This is a genomic window from Methylobacterium sp. CB376 (assembly GCF_029714205.1).
Taxonomy (GTDB): Bacteria; Pseudomonadota; Alphaproteobacteria; order Rhizobiales; family Beijerinckiaceae; genus Methylobacterium.
Genome location: NZ_CP121648.1, coordinates 6,871,473 through 6,886,838, shown reverse-complemented (window position 1 = coordinate 6,886,838; position 15,366 = coordinate 6,871,473). Strand labels below are relative to the sequence as shown.

Below are 15,366 nucleotides of genomic sequence, written 5' to 3'. Positions count from 1 at the left end.
GCGCCCGCCCCTCACCGCCGCCGCGCCACCGCCTCCTCCATCAGGGAGCGGATCACCGCCCGCACCGGCTCGGGCGTGCCGTCGCGCAGGAACTTCGCCTCGATCGCCTCGCGGATCACCGCCCCGTCGTCGGTGCGCGCGAGGTCGGTGGCGCTCTCGGCGGAGAGGAGCGACACGAAGGCGCTCTCCGCCGGCTCCGCCTCGCCGCGCGCCGGCGCCACCTGCCTTCCCGTGAGGTCGAAGACCTCGGCCCGGTGCGGCAGGACCTCCTCCACCGGCGCAAGGTCCGGGCCGAGCCGGAACACCGCGGGCGCATGGGTCAGGAGATCGACCGAGCCCCGGGTGATCGTGCCGGGGTTGAACCAGACGGTCCCGCCGAGCCGCGCGGGCGGGTGGCGCTTGTGGACGTGGCCGTTCACGGCGAGCGCGCAGCCGGCGATCGGGTGCGGCGGCACCGCCCCCGGATAGCCCGCCCCGAAGGCGAGGTCGTGGTGGGTGAGCCAGAGCACCCGGGAGGCCTCCGGCATCAGCCCGCGCACGTCCGCCGGGATCGGCTGGCCGTAGGGCGTCGCCCCGACCCCGAGCCGCAGCCCCGGCAGGGCGTAATGCGCGGCCGGCCCGGATTCCGCCGCCGCGTCGAGGACGTCGCTCACCGCCAGCACGGCGAGGCTGTCCCCGTCCGACAGGCGGGTGTGGCGGATGTCGTGGTTGCCGACATTGGCGAGCGGCCGGTGGCGGAACCCCTTCAGGGTGCGGATGAGGCGCGCCTTCAGGCTCTCGTCGGGCTCGACCGGGTGCTCGAACAGGTCGCCGAGCAGCACCGGCGCGAGGTCGCGGGCATTGGCCAGGGCCACGCAATGGTCGAGCTTGGCGAGGACGGGGGCGGGCCAGTCCGGGTCCTTGCGCCGGCCCGGCCGCCGCGAGGCCACGTGGGGATCGCCGATCAGGAGCAGGCCCGCGCAGGGCACGGGCGGGGCGTCGAGGCGCTCGCCGGCCAGGATCACGCGGCCGCCCCCGCGTGGCGGTGCCCGTCGAGCAGGCTCTCCGGGGCGGCTGTGCCGCCGCAGGCCGGGCAGCGCCCGCCGGTCGCGGCGAGCAGCGCCGCGGTCTCGGCCTCGATCGCGGCGAGGCCCGCCCGCGCCTCGGCCGTCCGCCCCCGCGCCGCGGCGAGCTGCCGGCCGAGCTCCGCGAGGCGCCGGGCGCCGCGCAGGGCCGCCTCCGGCGCGGCGAGGGCCGGCGCCGCCTCGGGCAGGGCCGCGAGCGCCGCCGCCCGGGCGCGCGCCCGGGCGAGGTCGGCGGCGAGGCGCGCCAGGGCGGCGGCGTGGGCCTCGGCGGCGGCGCTCGCCCGCGGCACCGGCGCCGCCGGCAGGCCCGCCAGGGCCGCCAGCTGGGCCCGCGCGCGGGCGAGGTCCCGGGACAGGCCGAGGAGACGCTCCCCCACGCCCTCCCGGTGGCGCGCCTCGGCGAGCCCGCGGGCGAGGTCGGCCGGGACCTCCGGGCCCGGCAGGGCCGCGAGGGCCCGGGCCCGGCCCGAGGCCGCGTCCCGGGCGGCGCGCAGCCGCGCCAGGGCGCTCAGCCCGGCCTCGATTCCGGCGAGGCGCCGCTCGCCCTCGGCGAGGCGCCCGGCCTCCTCGCGCAGGGCCGCGAGGGAGGCGGCCGCCGCCTCGAGTCCGGCCAGGGGGGCGAGGAGCTCGGCCAGGAGAGCGAGGCGCCGCTCGCCCTCGCGCACGGCGCGCTGGTCCTCCGCCACGCGCTCGCGCTGGAGGTCCTGCATGGCGCGGATGTAGCCGGCCTCCCGGCCGAGCGAGAGCACGGCGGAGCGCTTGGGCGCCTTCTCGCCGAGGAGGAAGACCGGGAATTTCTGGTGCGCGACGTGGACCTCCAGCTCCTCGACCCGGGTGATGCCGAAGAGCCGGTCGACCCAGTCCGGCACGTCCCGGCCGCCGGTCTCCAGCGTCGCCCCGTCCTGGCGGACCAGGGATCCGTCCGGCTCGTGCAGCGACCACAGGTTGACGGGCGAGCGCCGAACCTGGCGCACGAAGCGCAGGATCCGGCCGCCCGCCACCCCGATCTCGATCCGGCAGGCGGGCTTGCCGGCCCGCACCAGCCCGTCGCGGGCCTCGCCGTAGAAGACCGCGCGCAGGGCCCGGATCACCGTCGACTTGCCGCGGTTGTTCGGCCCCACCAGCGCGTTGACGCCCGGCGCGAGGGGCAGGACCGCGTCGGCGAAGCCCTGCACGTCGATCAGGCGGATGTGGCGGAAGCCCGGCGCGTCGGGCTCCCAGGCGGCGGCGCATTCCTCGGCCGGGCCGTCGATCAGCACGCCGCGCGCCGGGTCGCCGCCGATGCGGCTCACCCGCGTGCCGGGCGGAAAGCCCGTGACGTCGTGGTGCGAGATGGCGAGGCATTGCAGGGACAGCCGCGCCGCCCCGTCCTCCAGCACCCGGTAGAAGGCCGGCACCCGCGCCGGCGCGATCCAGCAATCGGCCTCGTCGAGGGCGATGAAGCGCCCCAAACCCGCCTTGACCACCGCGATCAGCCGCAGGCCCATCCCGACCACGTTGGTCATGGCCCCGCCATTGTCCTCCAGCACGTCCTCGCGGCCGCCGTCCGGCCGCAGCAGGCCGATGTCGAGGGCGGGCAGGCCGCGCTCCGTGGTGAGGTCGAGGGAGACCGGCTTCTCCCCCGGCAGCACCTCCTGCACCACGGCCGAGAGCAGGGTCTCGATGCGGGCGAGGCTGCGCTGGTGGGTCTCCTGCTGCAGCTCGCGCAGGCAGAGATCGACCGCGTCGCGCCGCTCCAGCCGGCCCTTGGCGGCCGCGACCGCCCGGACCAGCCCGTCGCGCTCCCCGGTCAGGGCGGCCCGGCGCGCCTCGGCGCGCGCGAGCGCGCGGCCGAGCCGGTCGAGGGCGGCCGCGGCCTCCGCAGGGCTCATCAGCGCGCCTCGGAGAGGCCGTCGAGCTCGGCCTGCACGGCGCGCAGCGCCTGCGCGAAGGCCTCGACCCGGCGGGCATTCTCGGCCCGGACCTCCTCGATCATCGCCCGGATCGCCGCCTCGTCGTCGGTGCCGAGCTCCTCCCGGGCCTGGGCGCGGGCGGCCTCCAGCTCCGCGCTCAGGCGCTCGACGTCGCCCTCCGCCCGGATGCGGTCCGCCCGCAGGCGCTCGTAGGCCGGGCGCAGGGCCTCCAACCGCCTGAGGGCCTCGGTCTCCTGGCTCGTCCGGCTGCGCTCCATGCTCCTCCCCGTCGCGTGCGGGACAGAGGTGGCATCGGGCGGGCCCGGGCGCCAGGGGAAAGTCCGCCCCGACGCCGTTCCGGGATTGTTCGCCGAGAGCCATTGACCTGTGCCGCAAATCGGACCAGTGTTCCTTATCTGTTCCATGAATCGGGCGCCGGCGCCACGCGGCACGGGCCCGCACCGGGACCGGGAGGCCTGTGATCATGGCGGCGACCTTGACGGCAACCTCGGCGGCGACCGGCCTCGACGACGCGGTGCTGTTCGAGAACCGGGACTGGATCCTGTCGGAGGACGGGCTGGAGCACCGCGCCACCGGCTACTTCATCGCCCGCGGGAGCCTCGGCGCCAAGCGTCCGGACGGCTACTGGGACTGGCCGCTGCACCTCTCCGAGAAGGCGTGGTGCGGCGTGCGCAGCTTCCGCGAGGCGTTCCTGGCCGCCCTGCAGGCCTTCGGCATCGCGCCCGATCCGAAGCTCACCCTCTCCTTCGCGCTCGGCTTCGGCACGCGGCTGCCCGCGCCGGAGACGGAGGGCTTCGTGCCGCTGGCCGACCTCGTGCGCCTCGCCCCGCCCCCCCGGCGCCGGGCCGCCGCGGCGCGGGCGCCGCGGGCGCTCGCGCTGGGCGCGTAGGCGGCGCGCGGGTGCGGGCGCCTGAGGCGGCGCGGCGGCCCGAGCCTGCGGCGGGCGCCGCCGAGGCGTGACGCCCGCCGACCCCGATCCTGCCCCGGCGGACCCGCTCTTCGCCGAGAAGCAGCGCGTCAACGAGCGGGTCCGGCTCCTCGCCGGCAACATCGACCGGGCCTCCACGGCCTGCTTCACGGTCGGCGTCGCCACGCCCGCGGCGGGCTGGCTCTACAATGTCAGCGGCCTGCAGACCTCGCTGAGCCTCGCGGTGCTCGGGCTCGGGGTTCTCGGTTGGCTCGCGGCGGCGATCCTCCTACATTGCCTGGCGAGGCGTCTCCTCAACGGGCTTCTGCCATGATGGCCACCGCGCTCCTCGCCTTCGCCGCCACGCCGGCCCTCGTCGTGGCGCTCGCCTACGCGGCCGTGCGGATGCAGGAACGGGAACTCGCGCGCGTGCGGCGCGACCTCTCCCTGCGGACGGTGCGGCTGGCCCGGGCCCGCCGGGCCTCCTGAGCGGGGCGTCTACTCCGCCGCCTTGGGCGCCCGGCTCTCCAGGAAGGCCTCGTGCTCGGCGGCGAGGTCGCCCGAGAGGGCGCGGGCGATCAGGGCCCGGGTCTCCGCCACGCCGTAGAGCGCCACGAAGGAGCCGAAGCGGGGTCCGCGCGCCTCGCCGAGCAGGGTGGCGTAGAGCGTGGTGAACCACGCCTGCGCCACGCCCGGGCGCCCGTCCGGGCTCTTGGCCTTGCCGGACAGGTCCGGGTAGTGGCGCCGCCCGACCTCGTAGACCAAGGCCTGCAGGGCCTCGGGATCGGTCGAGCCCTCGTGCTCCGCCAGGGTCGCCGACAGGTCGGCGAGGGCCGCCCCGGCCTGGGCGTCGGGCACCCGGTACTGCTTCTGCGGCCGCACGAAGTCGCGGAAGTAGCGCACCGCGTGGTGGACGAGCCGGTCGAGGCGCGGCTGCGTCCGCGGCGAGGCCTCCGGCGCGTAGCGGCGGATGAAGCCCCACAGCACCGCCGGATCCTCGGTATTCGCCACCGCCACCAGGTTGAGCAGCATCGCGAAGGTGATGGCGCCGCCGCCCGCCGCCAGTTCCGGCGCCGGCGGCGCGCCCGCATGGATGTGCCAGACCGGGTTGCCGAGCTGCAGCTTCGGCTCCTGGCCGGGAAACTTCTCCAGGAAGGACAGGTAGTCGTCGACGTGGCGCGGGATCACGTCGAAGTGCAGGCGCTTGGCCTCCCGCGGCTTGTTGTACATGAACAGCGCGAGGCTCTCGGGCGTGCCGTAGGCCAGCCACTCGTCGATGGTGAGGCCGTTGCCCTTCGACTTCGAGATCTTCTGGCCCTTCTCGTCCAGGAAGAGCTCGTAGTTGAAGCCCTCGGGCGGCTCGCCCCCGAGCACGCGGGCGATCTGGCTCGACAGCTTCACCGAGTCGATCAGGTCCTTGCCGGCCATCTCGTAATCGACCCCGAGCGCGACCCAGCGCATGGCCCAGTCGGGCTTCCACTGCAGCTTGGCGTGGCCGCCGGTCACCGGGGTCTCGTAGCGCTCGCCCGTCGCCGGGTCGCGCCAGACGATCGTGCCGGCGGCGACCTTCACCTCGTCGATCGGCACCTGCATGACGTGGCCGGTGACCGGGTGCAGCGGCAGGAAGGGCGAGTAGGAGGCCGAGCGCTCCGCCCGCAGCGAGGGCAGCATCACCGCCATGACGGCGTCGTAGCGCTCCAGCACGCGCAGGAGCGCCGCGTCGAACACCCCCGCCCGGTAGCATTCCGTGGCCGAGAGGAACTCGTAGTCGAAGCCGAAGGAATCGAGGAAGCGGCGCAGCTCGGCGTTGTTGTGCGCGCCGAAACTGTCGTGGGTGCCGAAGGGATCCGGCACGGCGGTGAGGGGCTTGTTGAGGCTCTCGGCCAGGAGGGCCCGGTTCGGCACGTTGTCCGGCACCTTGCGCAGCCCGTCCATGTCGTCCGAGAAGGCGATGAGCCGGGTCGGCACCGCGTCCCGCGTCAGCAGCCGGAAGGCGTGGCGGACCATCGAGGTGCGGGCGACCTCCCCGAACGTGCCGATATGCGGCAGGCCCGAGGGGCCGTAGCCGGTCTCGAACAGCAGCTCGGCCTTCGGGTTCCGCTCCAGCCGGGCGACGAGCTTGCGCGCTTCCTCGAAGGGCCAGGCCGCGGAGGTCGCGGCGGCGTCGAGGAGGGCGGGGTCGATGCGGAGCGAGGCGGGCATGGTGTCTCGTGGGCCCCGGACGGGCGGGCGCGGGCGGGTGGGTGAGGCGCGCACCCTAGGGAGTGCGCTCCCCCCGGTCAACGAAGCTCGCCCCCGGTCCGGAGGCCGCCGGCCGTCGGTCCCGACGGCCATGTCCCCCCAAAGGCCATGTCCCGGGACGGCCATGTCCCGCGACCGTCGGGATCAGGCGAGGGCCGGCTCGGGCAGGCGCGCCTCCCGGAGCTCGGCCAGGATCTCGTAGGAGCGGCGCCGCGCGCCGTGGTCGTGGATCGCCGCCGCCACCATGATCTCGTCGGCCCCGGTGCGGGCCAGGAACGCGGCCAGGCCCTCGCGCACCGTCTCCCGCGCGCCCACGAAGGAGCAGGCGAGCATGCGCGAGGCCTGCACCTTCTCGGCGGGCGACCAGTAGGTCTCGATGTCGTCGATGGGCGGCAGGAGCTGGCCGCGGGTGCCGCGGAAGAGGTTGGTGAAGGATTGCTGCGCGGAGGTGAACAGCCGGCGCGCCTCGGCGTCGGTCTCGGCCGCGATCACGTTGACGCCGACCATCGCGTAGGGTCGGTCGAGCTGGGCGCTCGGCTCGAAGCGCGACCGGTAGAGGTCGAGGGCCTGCATCAGCGCGTCGGGCGCGAAATGCGACGCGAAGGCGAAGGGCAGGCCGAGCATCGCGGCGAGCTGCGCCCCGAACAGGCTGGAGCCGAGGATCCAGAGCGGCACCTGCGTGCCCGCCCCCGGCACCGCCTGGACCACCTGCCCCGGCTGCACCGGGCCGAGCAGCGCCTGGAGTTCGAGCACGTCCTGCGGGAACGTGTCGGAGGCGGCGGGGTCGCGGCGCAGGGCCCGCAGGGTGCGCCCGTCGGTGCCGGGGGCGCGGCCGAGGCCGAGATCGATCCGGCCCGGATGCAGGGACGCGAGCGTGCCGAACTGCTCGGCGATCACCAGGGGCGCGTGGTTCGGCAGCATGATGCCGCCCGCCCCGACCCGGATGCGCGCCGTGCCGGCCGCCACGTGGGCGATGACGACCGCGGTCGCGGCGCTGGCGATGCCCACCATGTTGTGGTGCTCGGCGAGCCAGTAGCGGGTGTAGCCGAGGCGCTCCGCGTGGCGGGCGAGGTCGAGCGTGTTGCGCAGCGCGTCGCCGGGCGTCGCGCCCAGCGGGATCGGCGCGAGGTCGAGGACGGAGAAGGGCGGCATCGCGGGCTCCCGTGTGTCGCGTCAGGCCCCGTCCCAGATTTGGCGCCGGGGCCCGGGATGCAAGCGCGCCCGGGGCAGGCGTGCCATGCGCGGGACCCCGCGCTCGCGGCCGCGGACCGGGTTCGGCCGGCGGCCCGACGGGGCGGCCGCTTGCCCGCCCGGCGGCTTTGGCCGAGGGTCCGGATCCCGGTCCGCCGCCGCCCCGCGGCGGACCGGCTCACCGCGCGGGGCCGGGAGGCGGGATGGCGGGGATGTTCGATCTGACCGGGCGGGTCGCGCTGGTGACCGGCGGCAATGGCGGCATCGGGCTCGGCATGGCGGAGGCGCTGGCCGGGGCGGGCGCCGCGGTCGCGATCTGGGGCCGCGACGAGGCCAAGAACCGCGCCGCCCTGGCGCGGCTCGCCGCGACGGGCGCGCCGGCCGAGGCCTTCCTGTGCGACGTGGCCGAGCCGGAGGCGGTGGAGGCGAGCTTTTCCGCGACGCTGCGGCGCTTCGGGCGGGTCGACGCGGTCTTCGCCAATGCGGGCGTGGCGGGCGGCGGGCGGCGCTCCTTCCTGGAGCGGGACGCGGCCGAGTGGCGGCGCACCTTCGCGGTCAACCTCGACGGGGTGGTGGGGGTGTTCCAGCAGGCCGCCCGGCACATGGCCGCGCGGGCCGAGGCCGGGGACGCCTACGGGCGGCTGGTCGCGACCTCGAGCGTCGCCTCGCTCCTCGGCGCCGCGCGCAACGAGCATTACGGGGCGACCAAGGGAGCGCTCAACGCCCTGGTGCGGGCGCTCGCGGTCGAACTCGCCCGCTACGGCGTGACCGCGAACGCGATCCTGCCGGGCTGGATCGCGAGCGACATGACGGCGGGGCTGATGGGAAACGAGAAGTTCGTGGCGAACACCCTCCCCCGCATCCCGCTGCGCCGCTACGGACAGCCGGCGGATTTCGGCGGCATCGCGGTCTACCTCGCGAGCGCGGCCTCCGCCTACATGACCGGGCAGGTCGCGGTCATCGACGGCGGCTACACCGTCGCCTGAGCGGGGCGCTCAGGAAAGCTGCGCGAGGCGCTGCCTGACCCGCATCTTGAGGGTCCGGTAGCGCTCCATCGTGGTGCCGGCCAGCGCCTCCTCCCGGCTGCTGGCGATGTCCGCATAGTCGATCGAGGTCTCGAACTGGCCGGCCGTCAGGTCGTGACGCGTCCCGTCCACCCGGTTGTAGAAGTGCCACCCGCGGCCCGTCTCGGTCTTGAGGATGGTGCCGCCGTGGAGGTCGTGGACGATCAGGGCGGTGACGCCGCACTGGCCGCGCGCGGGATTGTTCGGCCGCCATTCGGGACTGGTCTCGGCGGACCAGCATTGCTGCAGGATCGGCAGGAGGGAGTCGGGGGACGATGTCATCGGTCTCGCCTCGGGCGGGGGTCGCCCTCCGCGCCGGCCGAACGGTCACAGAACCTCGGCCGGTCGGAGCAGCCGCTCCACCGGGCAGGATTGCGAGGAGCTTGACGCAGGGGAATGTAGCGGCGCGCCGGCTCCCGGGCAAGGCCGCGATGGCCGGAGGACATCCGCGATCGGCGCCGCGCCGTCGAAGCCGACGAGGCCGCGCATCCCGGCATCCTCCGGGCCGGCGATGCCGCGGGAGACCAGCCCCGCGGCGCGCGCTGCGTCCGCGAGGGAGTCCGGCGGGGTCGCGCGATGGCGGCGCGGTGCGGGCGATCACCGCGCGCCGGCGGCCCGCGCCGAGGCAGCCGGCGGCGTGGGGCGGGTGCGCCGCGTGCCCGGTCAGCGCGCCGCCGCCACCTCCTCGAACAGCGACAGGATCACCGGGCGGCGGTCGAGGTTGTAGGTCGCGGCCTCGCGGGCGACGCGGGCGATGCGCTCGCTCGCCTCGGCCAGGGCCGCGAGCCGGGCCGGCGGCTCGGCGAGGCGCCGGCCGATCTCGGCCGCGAGGTGGCGCTGCGCCGTGTCGAGGGCCACCTCGTAGAGCGCCTCGGCCTCGCGCCCGCTCAGGCGCTCGGCGAGCGCCAGGACGCGCCGCCAGTCGGGCGCGCGGAGCAGCGCCTCGACCTCGTCCACGAGGGCGAGGGTGGCCGGATCGAGGAGCCCCAGCGCGCGGGCGACGGAGCCCTCGCTCAGGGCGGCCGCCCGGGCCAGCACCTCCGGCGGATGCGCCGCCACGGCCTCGCCGAGCCCGCGCAGCACCCGCACCACCTCGCCCTCGCCGAGGGGGCGCAGGCCGAGCCGGCGGCAGCGGGAGCGGATGGTCGGCAGCAGCCGGCCCGGCGCGTGGCTGACGATCAGGAAGAGCGAGCGCGGCGGCGGCTCCTCGATCAGCTTGAGCAGGGCGTTGGCGCTCGCGAGGTTCAGTTCCTCCGCGCAATCGACGACGCAGACGCGGTAGCCCGCATCGGCCGAGGTCTCGGCGAAGAGGTGGAGGGCGCGGCGCGCCGCCTCGACGGTGATCTGGGTCGGCAGCGTCTTGGCGCCGGGGGCCCGCTGGCGGCGCAGCACCACGAGGTTCGGATGGGCGAGGCTCGCCACCTGCCGGGCGACCGGATGGGTCTCCGGCACGGCGAGCGTCTCGGGCAGGCCCCGCCCCGCCCCGTGGGCGAGGAGGTGGCGCGCCACCCGGTAGGCGAGCGTCGCCTTGCCGATCCCGCGCGGGCCGCCGAGGAGCCAGGCATGGTGCAGCCGGCCCGCGCCGATCGCCTCCCGGAAGGCCCGCTCGGCGGCCTCCTGGCCGATCAGGACCGTCCGCGCCCGGGGCCGGGCGATTCCCGGCACGTCGCCGGGTTCGAGATCCTCGGCCGTCGCCTCAGGCGGCATGGCCGAGCCCCAGGCCGAGTTCCGGTAGGCGCCCGGCCACGACGGCCCGGATGGCGGCCGCCACCGCGTCGGGCTCGCCGGCGGCGTCCACGAGCGCGCAGCGGGCCGGCTCCCGCGCGGCGATGCCGCGGAACGCCTCGCGCAGGCGCTGGTGGAAGGCGAGCGCCTCGGCCTCGAACCGGTCCGGGCCGCGGGCGAGGCCGCGCTCGCGCCCCCGGGCGCGGGCGAGACCGATCTCCGGCGGCAGGTCGAGGATGAGCGTCAGGTCGGGCCGCGTCGCGCCGACCACGACCCGTTCCAGCGCCGCCACGCACTCCGGATCGATGCCGCCGGCGACCCCCTGGTAGGCCCGGGTCGAGTCCGCGAAGCGGTCGCAGACCACCACGGCACCGCGGGCCAGGGCCGGCCGGATCAGGCTGGCGAGGTGGTCCAGGCGGGCGGCGGAGAAGAGCAGCGCCTCCGCGAAGGGCCCGTGATCCTTGGCGGCGCCGGCGAGCAGGGCGGTGCGGATCTGCTCGGCCCGGGGCGAGCCGCCGGGCTCGCGGGTGGTGACCACCTCCCGGTCGCTCCGGCGCAGCCACTCGGCGAGGCGCGCCACCTGGGTCGACTTGCCGGCCCCTTCCCCGCCCTCGAGGGTGATGAACAGGCCCGGGCGCGGCGCCCCGCTCACGACCGGTTCGTCAGCTTGGCGAAGGCGCCGCGCACCCAGCCGGTGCCGACCTCGAGCGCCGCGTCGAGGGCGCGCTGGGTCATGCTGCCGGGGCCGACGCTCTCGGCGGTGTAGAGGGGCATGTCGAGCACCTGCTGCTCGCCCCGGGTGACCTTGAGCCGCGCCACCTCGCGCCCGGCCTCGATCGGCGCCTTCAGGGGCCCCTGATAGACGACGCGGGCCGTGAGTCGGTCGGCGGAGCCTCGGGGCAGGAGCACGCGCACGGGCTTCTTGGCGACCAGGGCGACCTTGCCCTTCTCCCCGCCATAGGTGTCGACCTCGGCCACGGTCTCGCCGGGGGCGAAGACCTGCCGGCCCTCGAAGGCCCGGAAACCCCAGTCGAGGAGCTTGCGGGATTCCGCCGCCCGGTCGCTGGCCTTCTTCAGGCCGCTCACCACCAGGATCAGCCGCTGGCCGTTCTGCACCGCCGAGCCGGTCAGGCCGTAGCCGGATTCCTCCAGGTAGCCGGTCTTGAGCCCGTCCGCGCCGAGATCCATGGTGAGGAGCGGGTTGCGGTTCTGCTGGCGGATCTTGTTCCAGGTGAACTCGCGCTCGGAGAACAGCTTGTACTCGTCCGGGTAGGTCTCGATGAGGTGGATGGCGAGCTTCGCGAGGTCGCGGGCCGTCACCTTCTGGTCGGGCGCCGAGTAGCCGGTGGGGTTGCGGAAGGTGGAGCGGGTCAGCCCGATCTCGCGGGCGTGACGGTTCATGATCTGGGCGAAATTGTCCTCGGTGCCGCCGATCGCCTCGGCCGCCGCGATGGCGGCGTCGTTGCCCGACTGCACGATGATGCCGCGCAGGAGGTCGGGCAGCTTCACCTTGCTGTTGAGCTGAGCGAACATCGACGAGCCGCCCCCGCCCGCGCCGCCGTGCTTCCAGGCGTTCTCGCTGATCGGGAACTCGCTGTCCTGATTGAGGCGGCCCTTGCGCATCTCGTCGAAGATCACCTCGACGGTCATGAGCTTGGCCATGCTGGCGGGCGAGAACGGCTCGTCGGCGTTCTTCTCGTAGAGGACCGAGCCGGAATCGGCGTCGAGGAGGATCGCGTGGGGCGCCTGGCTCTGGAAGCCCTGCGCGCGCGCGGCGCCCGCGCTCGCCGCCGCGAGGAGGAGCCCCGCGACGAGCCCCGTGACCGCCCTGCCCGCCCGTCCCGCCCTGCCCGTCATGCGCCACCATCCGCGTCCTCGACCGGGCGCCACTCTGCCGCCCCGGCCCGGACGGAGCAATTGCGGCGGAACGCCCATCTTGCCGAAGCGCGGCCGCGACCGAGCCGGAGGCGCGGCGGGACGGCGGCCGCCCCGCGGCGGCCGGTCCGGCGAGGAACGCGCCGCCCGCCACCCATCACACGACGGATTGCGTCGCCATGCGGATGTCGGCGTCGCTCAGGCGCCGCGCGGGCGTGTCATACCCAATCCGCATGATCCCTTCGGGATGGCGGATTGGGGCTTCGCTCACGCGCGCGCGGGCTCGCGCCGCGCGGGCGCGTCATCCGCTGTCCGGACGCTCACGTCCGGACAGCGGATCAGAGCATGTCGGCCGTGCGGGCGCGTGGCGCGCGGCCCTTGCGCTCGCCCGCCTCCGCCCCGTCGAGCTTGGCGGTCAGGCTGCGCTCAGGCCCGGGCCGCAGCGGCGGCCGCGGGGGAGCGCCGCTGAGCTGGAGCGGCGAGGTCAGAGGCAGCGGCGCGGCGTGGCGCGGCGTGGCCGCCCGCGCGGCGGGGGCCGCCTGCGCGGCGGCCAGCATGGCCTGGGCCAGGGCGCCGCGGTCCCGCGCCGCCGCGTCGGGCCGCATCGCTGCCGGGAGGGCCCGGAGACCGGGCCGCGGCGGGGCCGCCTGCGCGACCCGCACCGGGGCCGGGGCGGGCGCGGGCCGGGGCGCGACCTCGGCCACCCGGACCGGGGCGGCCCGCCGCGGCGCCTCGGCCACCACGACCGGCGCCGGGGCGACCCGCGGGCGCTCGACGACCGGCCGCACGGGCGCGGCCTCGGGCTCCGGCTGCCGGAAGGCGAAGGGCTTCGCCTCCTCGCCCGCATCCGCCACCATTAGGTTGGCGCCGGAGGGCCTGCCCGCCGGGCTGCCATCCGTGCGCAGCGTCGCCATCAGCTTGCGGTCGTCGCTGCCCGCCACCGAGGCCATGCCCAGATACTCGACCCGCACCCGGGTCGTGCCGCGGCGGTGGAATTCCAGCGCCTCGGCCACCCGCTCGGAGACGTCCATCAGGCGCCCGGCGTGATAGGGGCCGCGGTCGTTGACGCGCACCACCATCGAGTGGCCGTTCGCGAGGTTGGTGACGCGGGCGTAGCTCGGCAGCGGCAGGGTCGGGTGCGCCGCCGCCACGGAGAAGCGGTCGAAGACCTCGCCATTGGCGGTCTGGCGGCCGTGGAAGGCGGTGCCGTACCAGGAGGCCAGCCCCTCGCGGACGTAGCCGCGGGGATTCTCGCGCGGGACGTAGGTGTGGCCGGCCACCACGTAGGGTTTGCCCACCATGGCGCGCCCGCCCCCCTTCGGGATCGGGTCGTTCTCCCCGTAGAGCCGGGGGCTCGGCACCACGCCGTATTTCGGGTCGACCTGCCGGCCGCCGCGGACCGAGGCCGACGCGCCCGGATGCGGGGTCCCGGCGCAGTTCGCGGTGAGCAGCGCCACGCCGGCCACCGCCGCGAGCCGCAGGGCCGAGGCCGTGCCGGAGCCACCGTTCTGGGATCCTGCCATCGCGCTCTCGGTCCCCCTGCCGCCCCGCCGCCGCCCTCCGGGCCGCGACCGCCTTCCAGCCACGCTGACGCGCTTTCATGAAGGAAGACTTGACGGGAGGGAGTCAAACGCCGCCGCGGCACGGGGCGGGCACCCGAGGACAAGCCGCCAAGTCCCCGCAGGGACGAGGAGATCGGCCCGCGGGAGGGCGCCCGGCGGTTCCGGCCGAGTTCTCGTGCGGCACAGCAAGAAAGGCCAGCAAGATCCTGACAGAAAAAGAATTTTTCTTGAACCACGGTGAGCCCGACCCGGCTCGGGCCCGCCCACAGCTTTCTCGGACACCTTCCCGGCCGAGGTCCCGCGGACCGGGCCCCGGTCCCGCGATCGGGCATGGCGGCGGGGGCCGGCCTACTCGGCCGGCTCGACCTCGTCGCTGCCGGCCGGGGCGAGCCGGACCCAGGCGTCGAGCGCCCAGCGGATGCCGTGCCCGGCGAGCGCGGCGAGCGCCATGGCGCCGCCGAGGTTCAGGAACAGGGATGCATCCGCCATGGGCCGTGCCTCACTCAAGGGCCGTCCAGTGGAGCGGCGGAGGCGGCGGGGCGCCAGTGCCGCGGCGCGACACGATCGGGCGATCCCGTCGGATCCGGCCCTCCCTGCGGCCGATCCTCCGCGACTGTGGCAGAAACAGCTTGCCCGAGGATGTGCGCCGGCTCACCGATCGGCCGGGCGGTCCGCCCCGCGGCCTCGCCCGGGCCGGGCGGCCCTCCACCTGAGGCGAAATCCGCTCGATCGAAGCGGATCCCGGATCACTAGCCCGCGCGGCGCCTGAGCGCGGCGCCTGAGCGACGCCGACATCCGCATGGCCGAAATCGGAGATGGCGAAGCCATCAACCGGAGGTTGGATGAGACGCCGCCTCAGGCACGGGCCGCAACGGCCTGGGCAACCTCGCGGTTCGTCCGGCGCCGGGCGCGTCGCGGCGCCCGGGGACGGTGATCAGCCCTTGCGCTGCGCCTTCACGTAGCCGGTGATCGCGGCCTGGCAGGTCTGCGAGAGCTTGGCCTTGTTCTGCTTGAAGCAGGCCTGCACCTCGGGGCCGTCCGGCGGGAAGTTGCCGCAATAGGTGAGGTAGTCGCCCGTGCAGAACTGCTTCAGGGCGGCGCGGTCCGGAGCCGGCGTCTGCACGGGCGCCGCGAGGGCGCCCGTCGAGGTCAGGGCGAGGACGAGGGCGAGGCGATGCAGCACGGGGACACTCCTGGACAAGCCCGGTTCGGCCGGGCCCGGCGCTGAAAGCAGAGGAACGCGTCCAAAAGGGGGTAGCTCGGCCGTGCCGCCGCCCCCGTCAGGTCCGCCAGGGATGCGCGGGAAGCTCGGTCGCCCCCACCGCCCGCGCCCCCGCCTCGGCCACCGCGTGGTCGTCCTCCACGGTCGAGCCGCTGACGCCGATCGCCCCGGACATCACCCCGTCCTTGTCCACGATCGGGATCCCGCCCGGGAAGGTGATCAGCCCGCCATTCGAGTGCTCGATGCCGTAGAGGGGGCCGCCGGGCTGCGACAGCGCCCCGATCTGGCCGGTCGGCATGCCGAAGAACAGCGCGGTGCGGGCCTTCTTCTGGGCGATGTCGATCGAGCCCACCCAGGCATCGTCCATCCGGGAGAAGGCCTTGAGGTTGCCCCCCGAATCCACGACGGCGATGCACATCTGGGTGCCGATCGCCTGCGCCTTGGCGCGGGCGGCCGCGATGGCCTTCTCGGCTTCCTCGATCGTGACGTGCATGGTCTCTCTCCTCGCGCGACGCGGCGTGCTGGCCGCGCCGGGGGGAGATAGGCAGCCCGCGCCCGGCGGCGATGCGCGGCGCGCTCCGCCCTTCGGGCGAGACCCGGGC

Annotated in this window: 17 protein-coding genes; 4 read left to right on the top strand and 13 right to left on the bottom strand. The window is 75.6% G+C overall.

The window, feature by feature from the left end; translation table 11 throughout:
- Positions 1-11: 11 nt before the first annotated feature.
- Genes QA634_RS31770 through QA634_RS31760 form a run of 3 tightly spaced genes read right to left on the bottom strand, consistent with a single transcriptional unit; the run spans position 12 to position 3,234 of the window.
- Positions 12-1,004 carry a hypothetical protein gene (locus QA634_RS31770; RefSeq protein ID WP_012335933.1) on the bottom strand — a complete coding sequence of 331 codons (993 nt, stop codon included), beginning with the start codon at positions 1,002-1,004 and terminating at the stop codon, positions 12-14.
- Complete coding sequence (locus tag QA634_RS31765; RefSeq protein ID WP_012335932.1) at positions 1,001-2,935, bottom strand: AAA family ATPase; 1,935 nt, start codon at positions 2,933-2,935, stop codon at positions 1,001-1,003. The genes QA634_RS31770 and QA634_RS31765 overlap by 4 nt, the downstream gene beginning before the upstream one ends.
- A complete protein-coding gene (locus tag QA634_RS31760; protein WP_012335931.1) occupies positions 2,935-3,234 on the bottom strand; it encodes a hypothetical protein in 300 nt (99 codons plus the stop codon). The genes QA634_RS31765 and QA634_RS31760 overlap by 1 nt, the downstream gene beginning before the upstream one ends.
- Positions 3,235-3,440: 206 nt before the next feature.
- Here QA634_RS31760 and QA634_RS31755 point away from each other — a divergent pair, with 206 nt between their 5' ends.
- The 3 genes from QA634_RS31755 to QA634_RS31745 all read left to right on the top strand — a co-directional run bounded on the left by QA634_RS31755 (position 3,441) and on the right by QA634_RS31745 (position 4,373).
- The gene (locus QA634_RS31755; RefSeq protein ID WP_012335930.1) at positions 3,441-3,866 is read left to right on the top strand and encodes a hypothetical protein; all 426 of its coding nucleotides are present in this window, start codon (positions 3,441-3,443) and stop codon (positions 3,864-3,866) included.
- Positions 3,867-3,933: 67 nt separating this feature from the next.
- A complete protein-coding gene (locus QA634_RS31750; RefSeq protein WP_012335929.1) occupies positions 3,934-4,218 on the top strand; it encodes a hypothetical protein in 285 nt (94 codons plus the stop codon).
- Positions 4,215-4,373, top strand: coding sequence for a hypothetical protein (locus tag QA634_RS31745; RefSeq protein ID WP_157182291.1), 159 nt, complete (start codon positions 4,215-4,217; stop codon positions 4,371-4,373). Before QA634_RS31750 ends, QA634_RS31745 begins: the two co-directional genes overlap by 4 nt.
- A gap of 9 nt (positions 4,374-4,382) precedes the next feature.
- On the opposite strand, the gene QA634_RS31740 is transcribed toward QA634_RS31745, so the two are convergent.
- Both QA634_RS31740 and QA634_RS31735 read right to left on the bottom strand, forming a co-directional pair.
- Complete coding sequence (locus tag QA634_RS31740; protein ID WP_012335927.1) at positions 4,383-6,086, bottom strand: lysine--tRNA ligase; 1,704 nt, start codon at positions 6,084-6,086, stop codon at positions 4,383-4,385.
- A 183-nt stretch (positions 6,087-6,269) separates the two neighbouring features.
- Positions 6,270-7,277 carry an LLM class flavin-dependent oxidoreductase gene (locus tag QA634_RS31735; protein ID WP_012335926.1) on the bottom strand — a complete coding sequence of 336 codons (1,008 nt, stop codon included), beginning with the start codon at positions 7,275-7,277 and terminating at the stop codon, positions 6,270-6,272.
- A 251-nt stretch (positions 7,278-7,528) separates the two neighbouring features.
- On the opposite strand from QA634_RS31735, the gene QA634_RS31730 reads away from it, so the two are divergent.
- Positions 7,529-8,302 (top strand): SDR family NAD(P)-dependent oxidoreductase, encoded by a 774-nt coding sequence (locus QA634_RS31730; protein ID WP_018263493.1) that lies wholly within the window; start codon positions 7,529-7,531, stop codon positions 8,300-8,302.
- Positions 8,303-8,311: 9 nt separating this feature from the next.
- On the opposite strand, the gene QA634_RS31725 is transcribed toward QA634_RS31730, so the two are convergent.
- From QA634_RS31725 to QA634_RS31690, 8 genes are all read right to left on the bottom strand, one after another.
- On the bottom strand, positions 8,312-8,662 hold the full coding sequence (locus QA634_RS31725) for a YunG family protein (protein ID WP_012335924.1): 351 nt from the start codon (positions 8,660-8,662) through the stop codon (positions 8,312-8,314).
- Positions 8,663-9,043: 381 nt separating this feature from the next.
- Positions 9,044-10,087 (bottom strand): DNA polymerase III subunit delta', encoded by a 1,044-nt coding sequence (locus QA634_RS31720; RefSeq protein ID WP_012335923.1) that lies wholly within the window; start codon positions 10,085-10,087, stop codon positions 9,044-9,046.
- Complete coding sequence (gene tmk / locus QA634_RS31715; RefSeq protein ID WP_012335922.1) at positions 10,077-10,757, bottom strand: dTMP kinase; 681 nt, start codon at positions 10,755-10,757, stop codon at positions 10,077-10,079. Before tmk ends, QA634_RS31720 begins: the two co-directional genes overlap by 11 nt.
- Positions 10,754-11,962: a D-alanyl-D-alanine carboxypeptidase family protein gene (locus QA634_RS31710; protein ID WP_012335921.1), complete on the bottom strand. Its 1,209-nt coding sequence runs from the start codon at positions 11,960-11,962 to the stop codon at positions 10,754-10,756. The genes tmk and QA634_RS31710 overlap by 4 nt, the downstream gene beginning before the upstream one ends.
- A 356-nt stretch (positions 11,963-12,318) precedes the next feature.
- Positions 12,319-13,503 carry a septal ring lytic transglycosylase RlpA family protein gene (locus QA634_RS31705; RefSeq protein ID WP_012335920.1) on the bottom strand — a complete coding sequence of 395 codons (1,185 nt, stop codon included), beginning with the start codon at positions 13,501-13,503 and terminating at the stop codon, positions 12,319-12,321.
- A 387-nt stretch (positions 13,504-13,890) separates the two neighbouring features.
- On the bottom strand, positions 13,891-14,031 hold the full coding sequence (locus tag QA634_RS31700; RefSeq protein WP_012335919.1) for a hypothetical protein: 141 nt from the start codon (positions 14,029-14,031) through the stop codon (positions 13,891-13,893).
- Positions 14,032-14,476: 445 nt separating this feature from the next.
- A complete protein-coding gene (locus QA634_RS31695) occupies positions 14,477-14,725 on the bottom strand; it encodes a hypothetical protein (protein ID WP_012335918.1) in 249 nt (82 codons plus the stop codon).
- Between the two features lie 97 nt (positions 14,726-14,822).
- Entirely contained in the window at positions 14,823-15,257 is a 435-nt protein-coding gene (locus tag QA634_RS31690; RefSeq protein ID WP_012335917.1) for a GlcG/HbpS family heme-binding protein, read from the bottom strand.
- Positions 15,258-15,366: the final 109 nt, after the last annotated feature.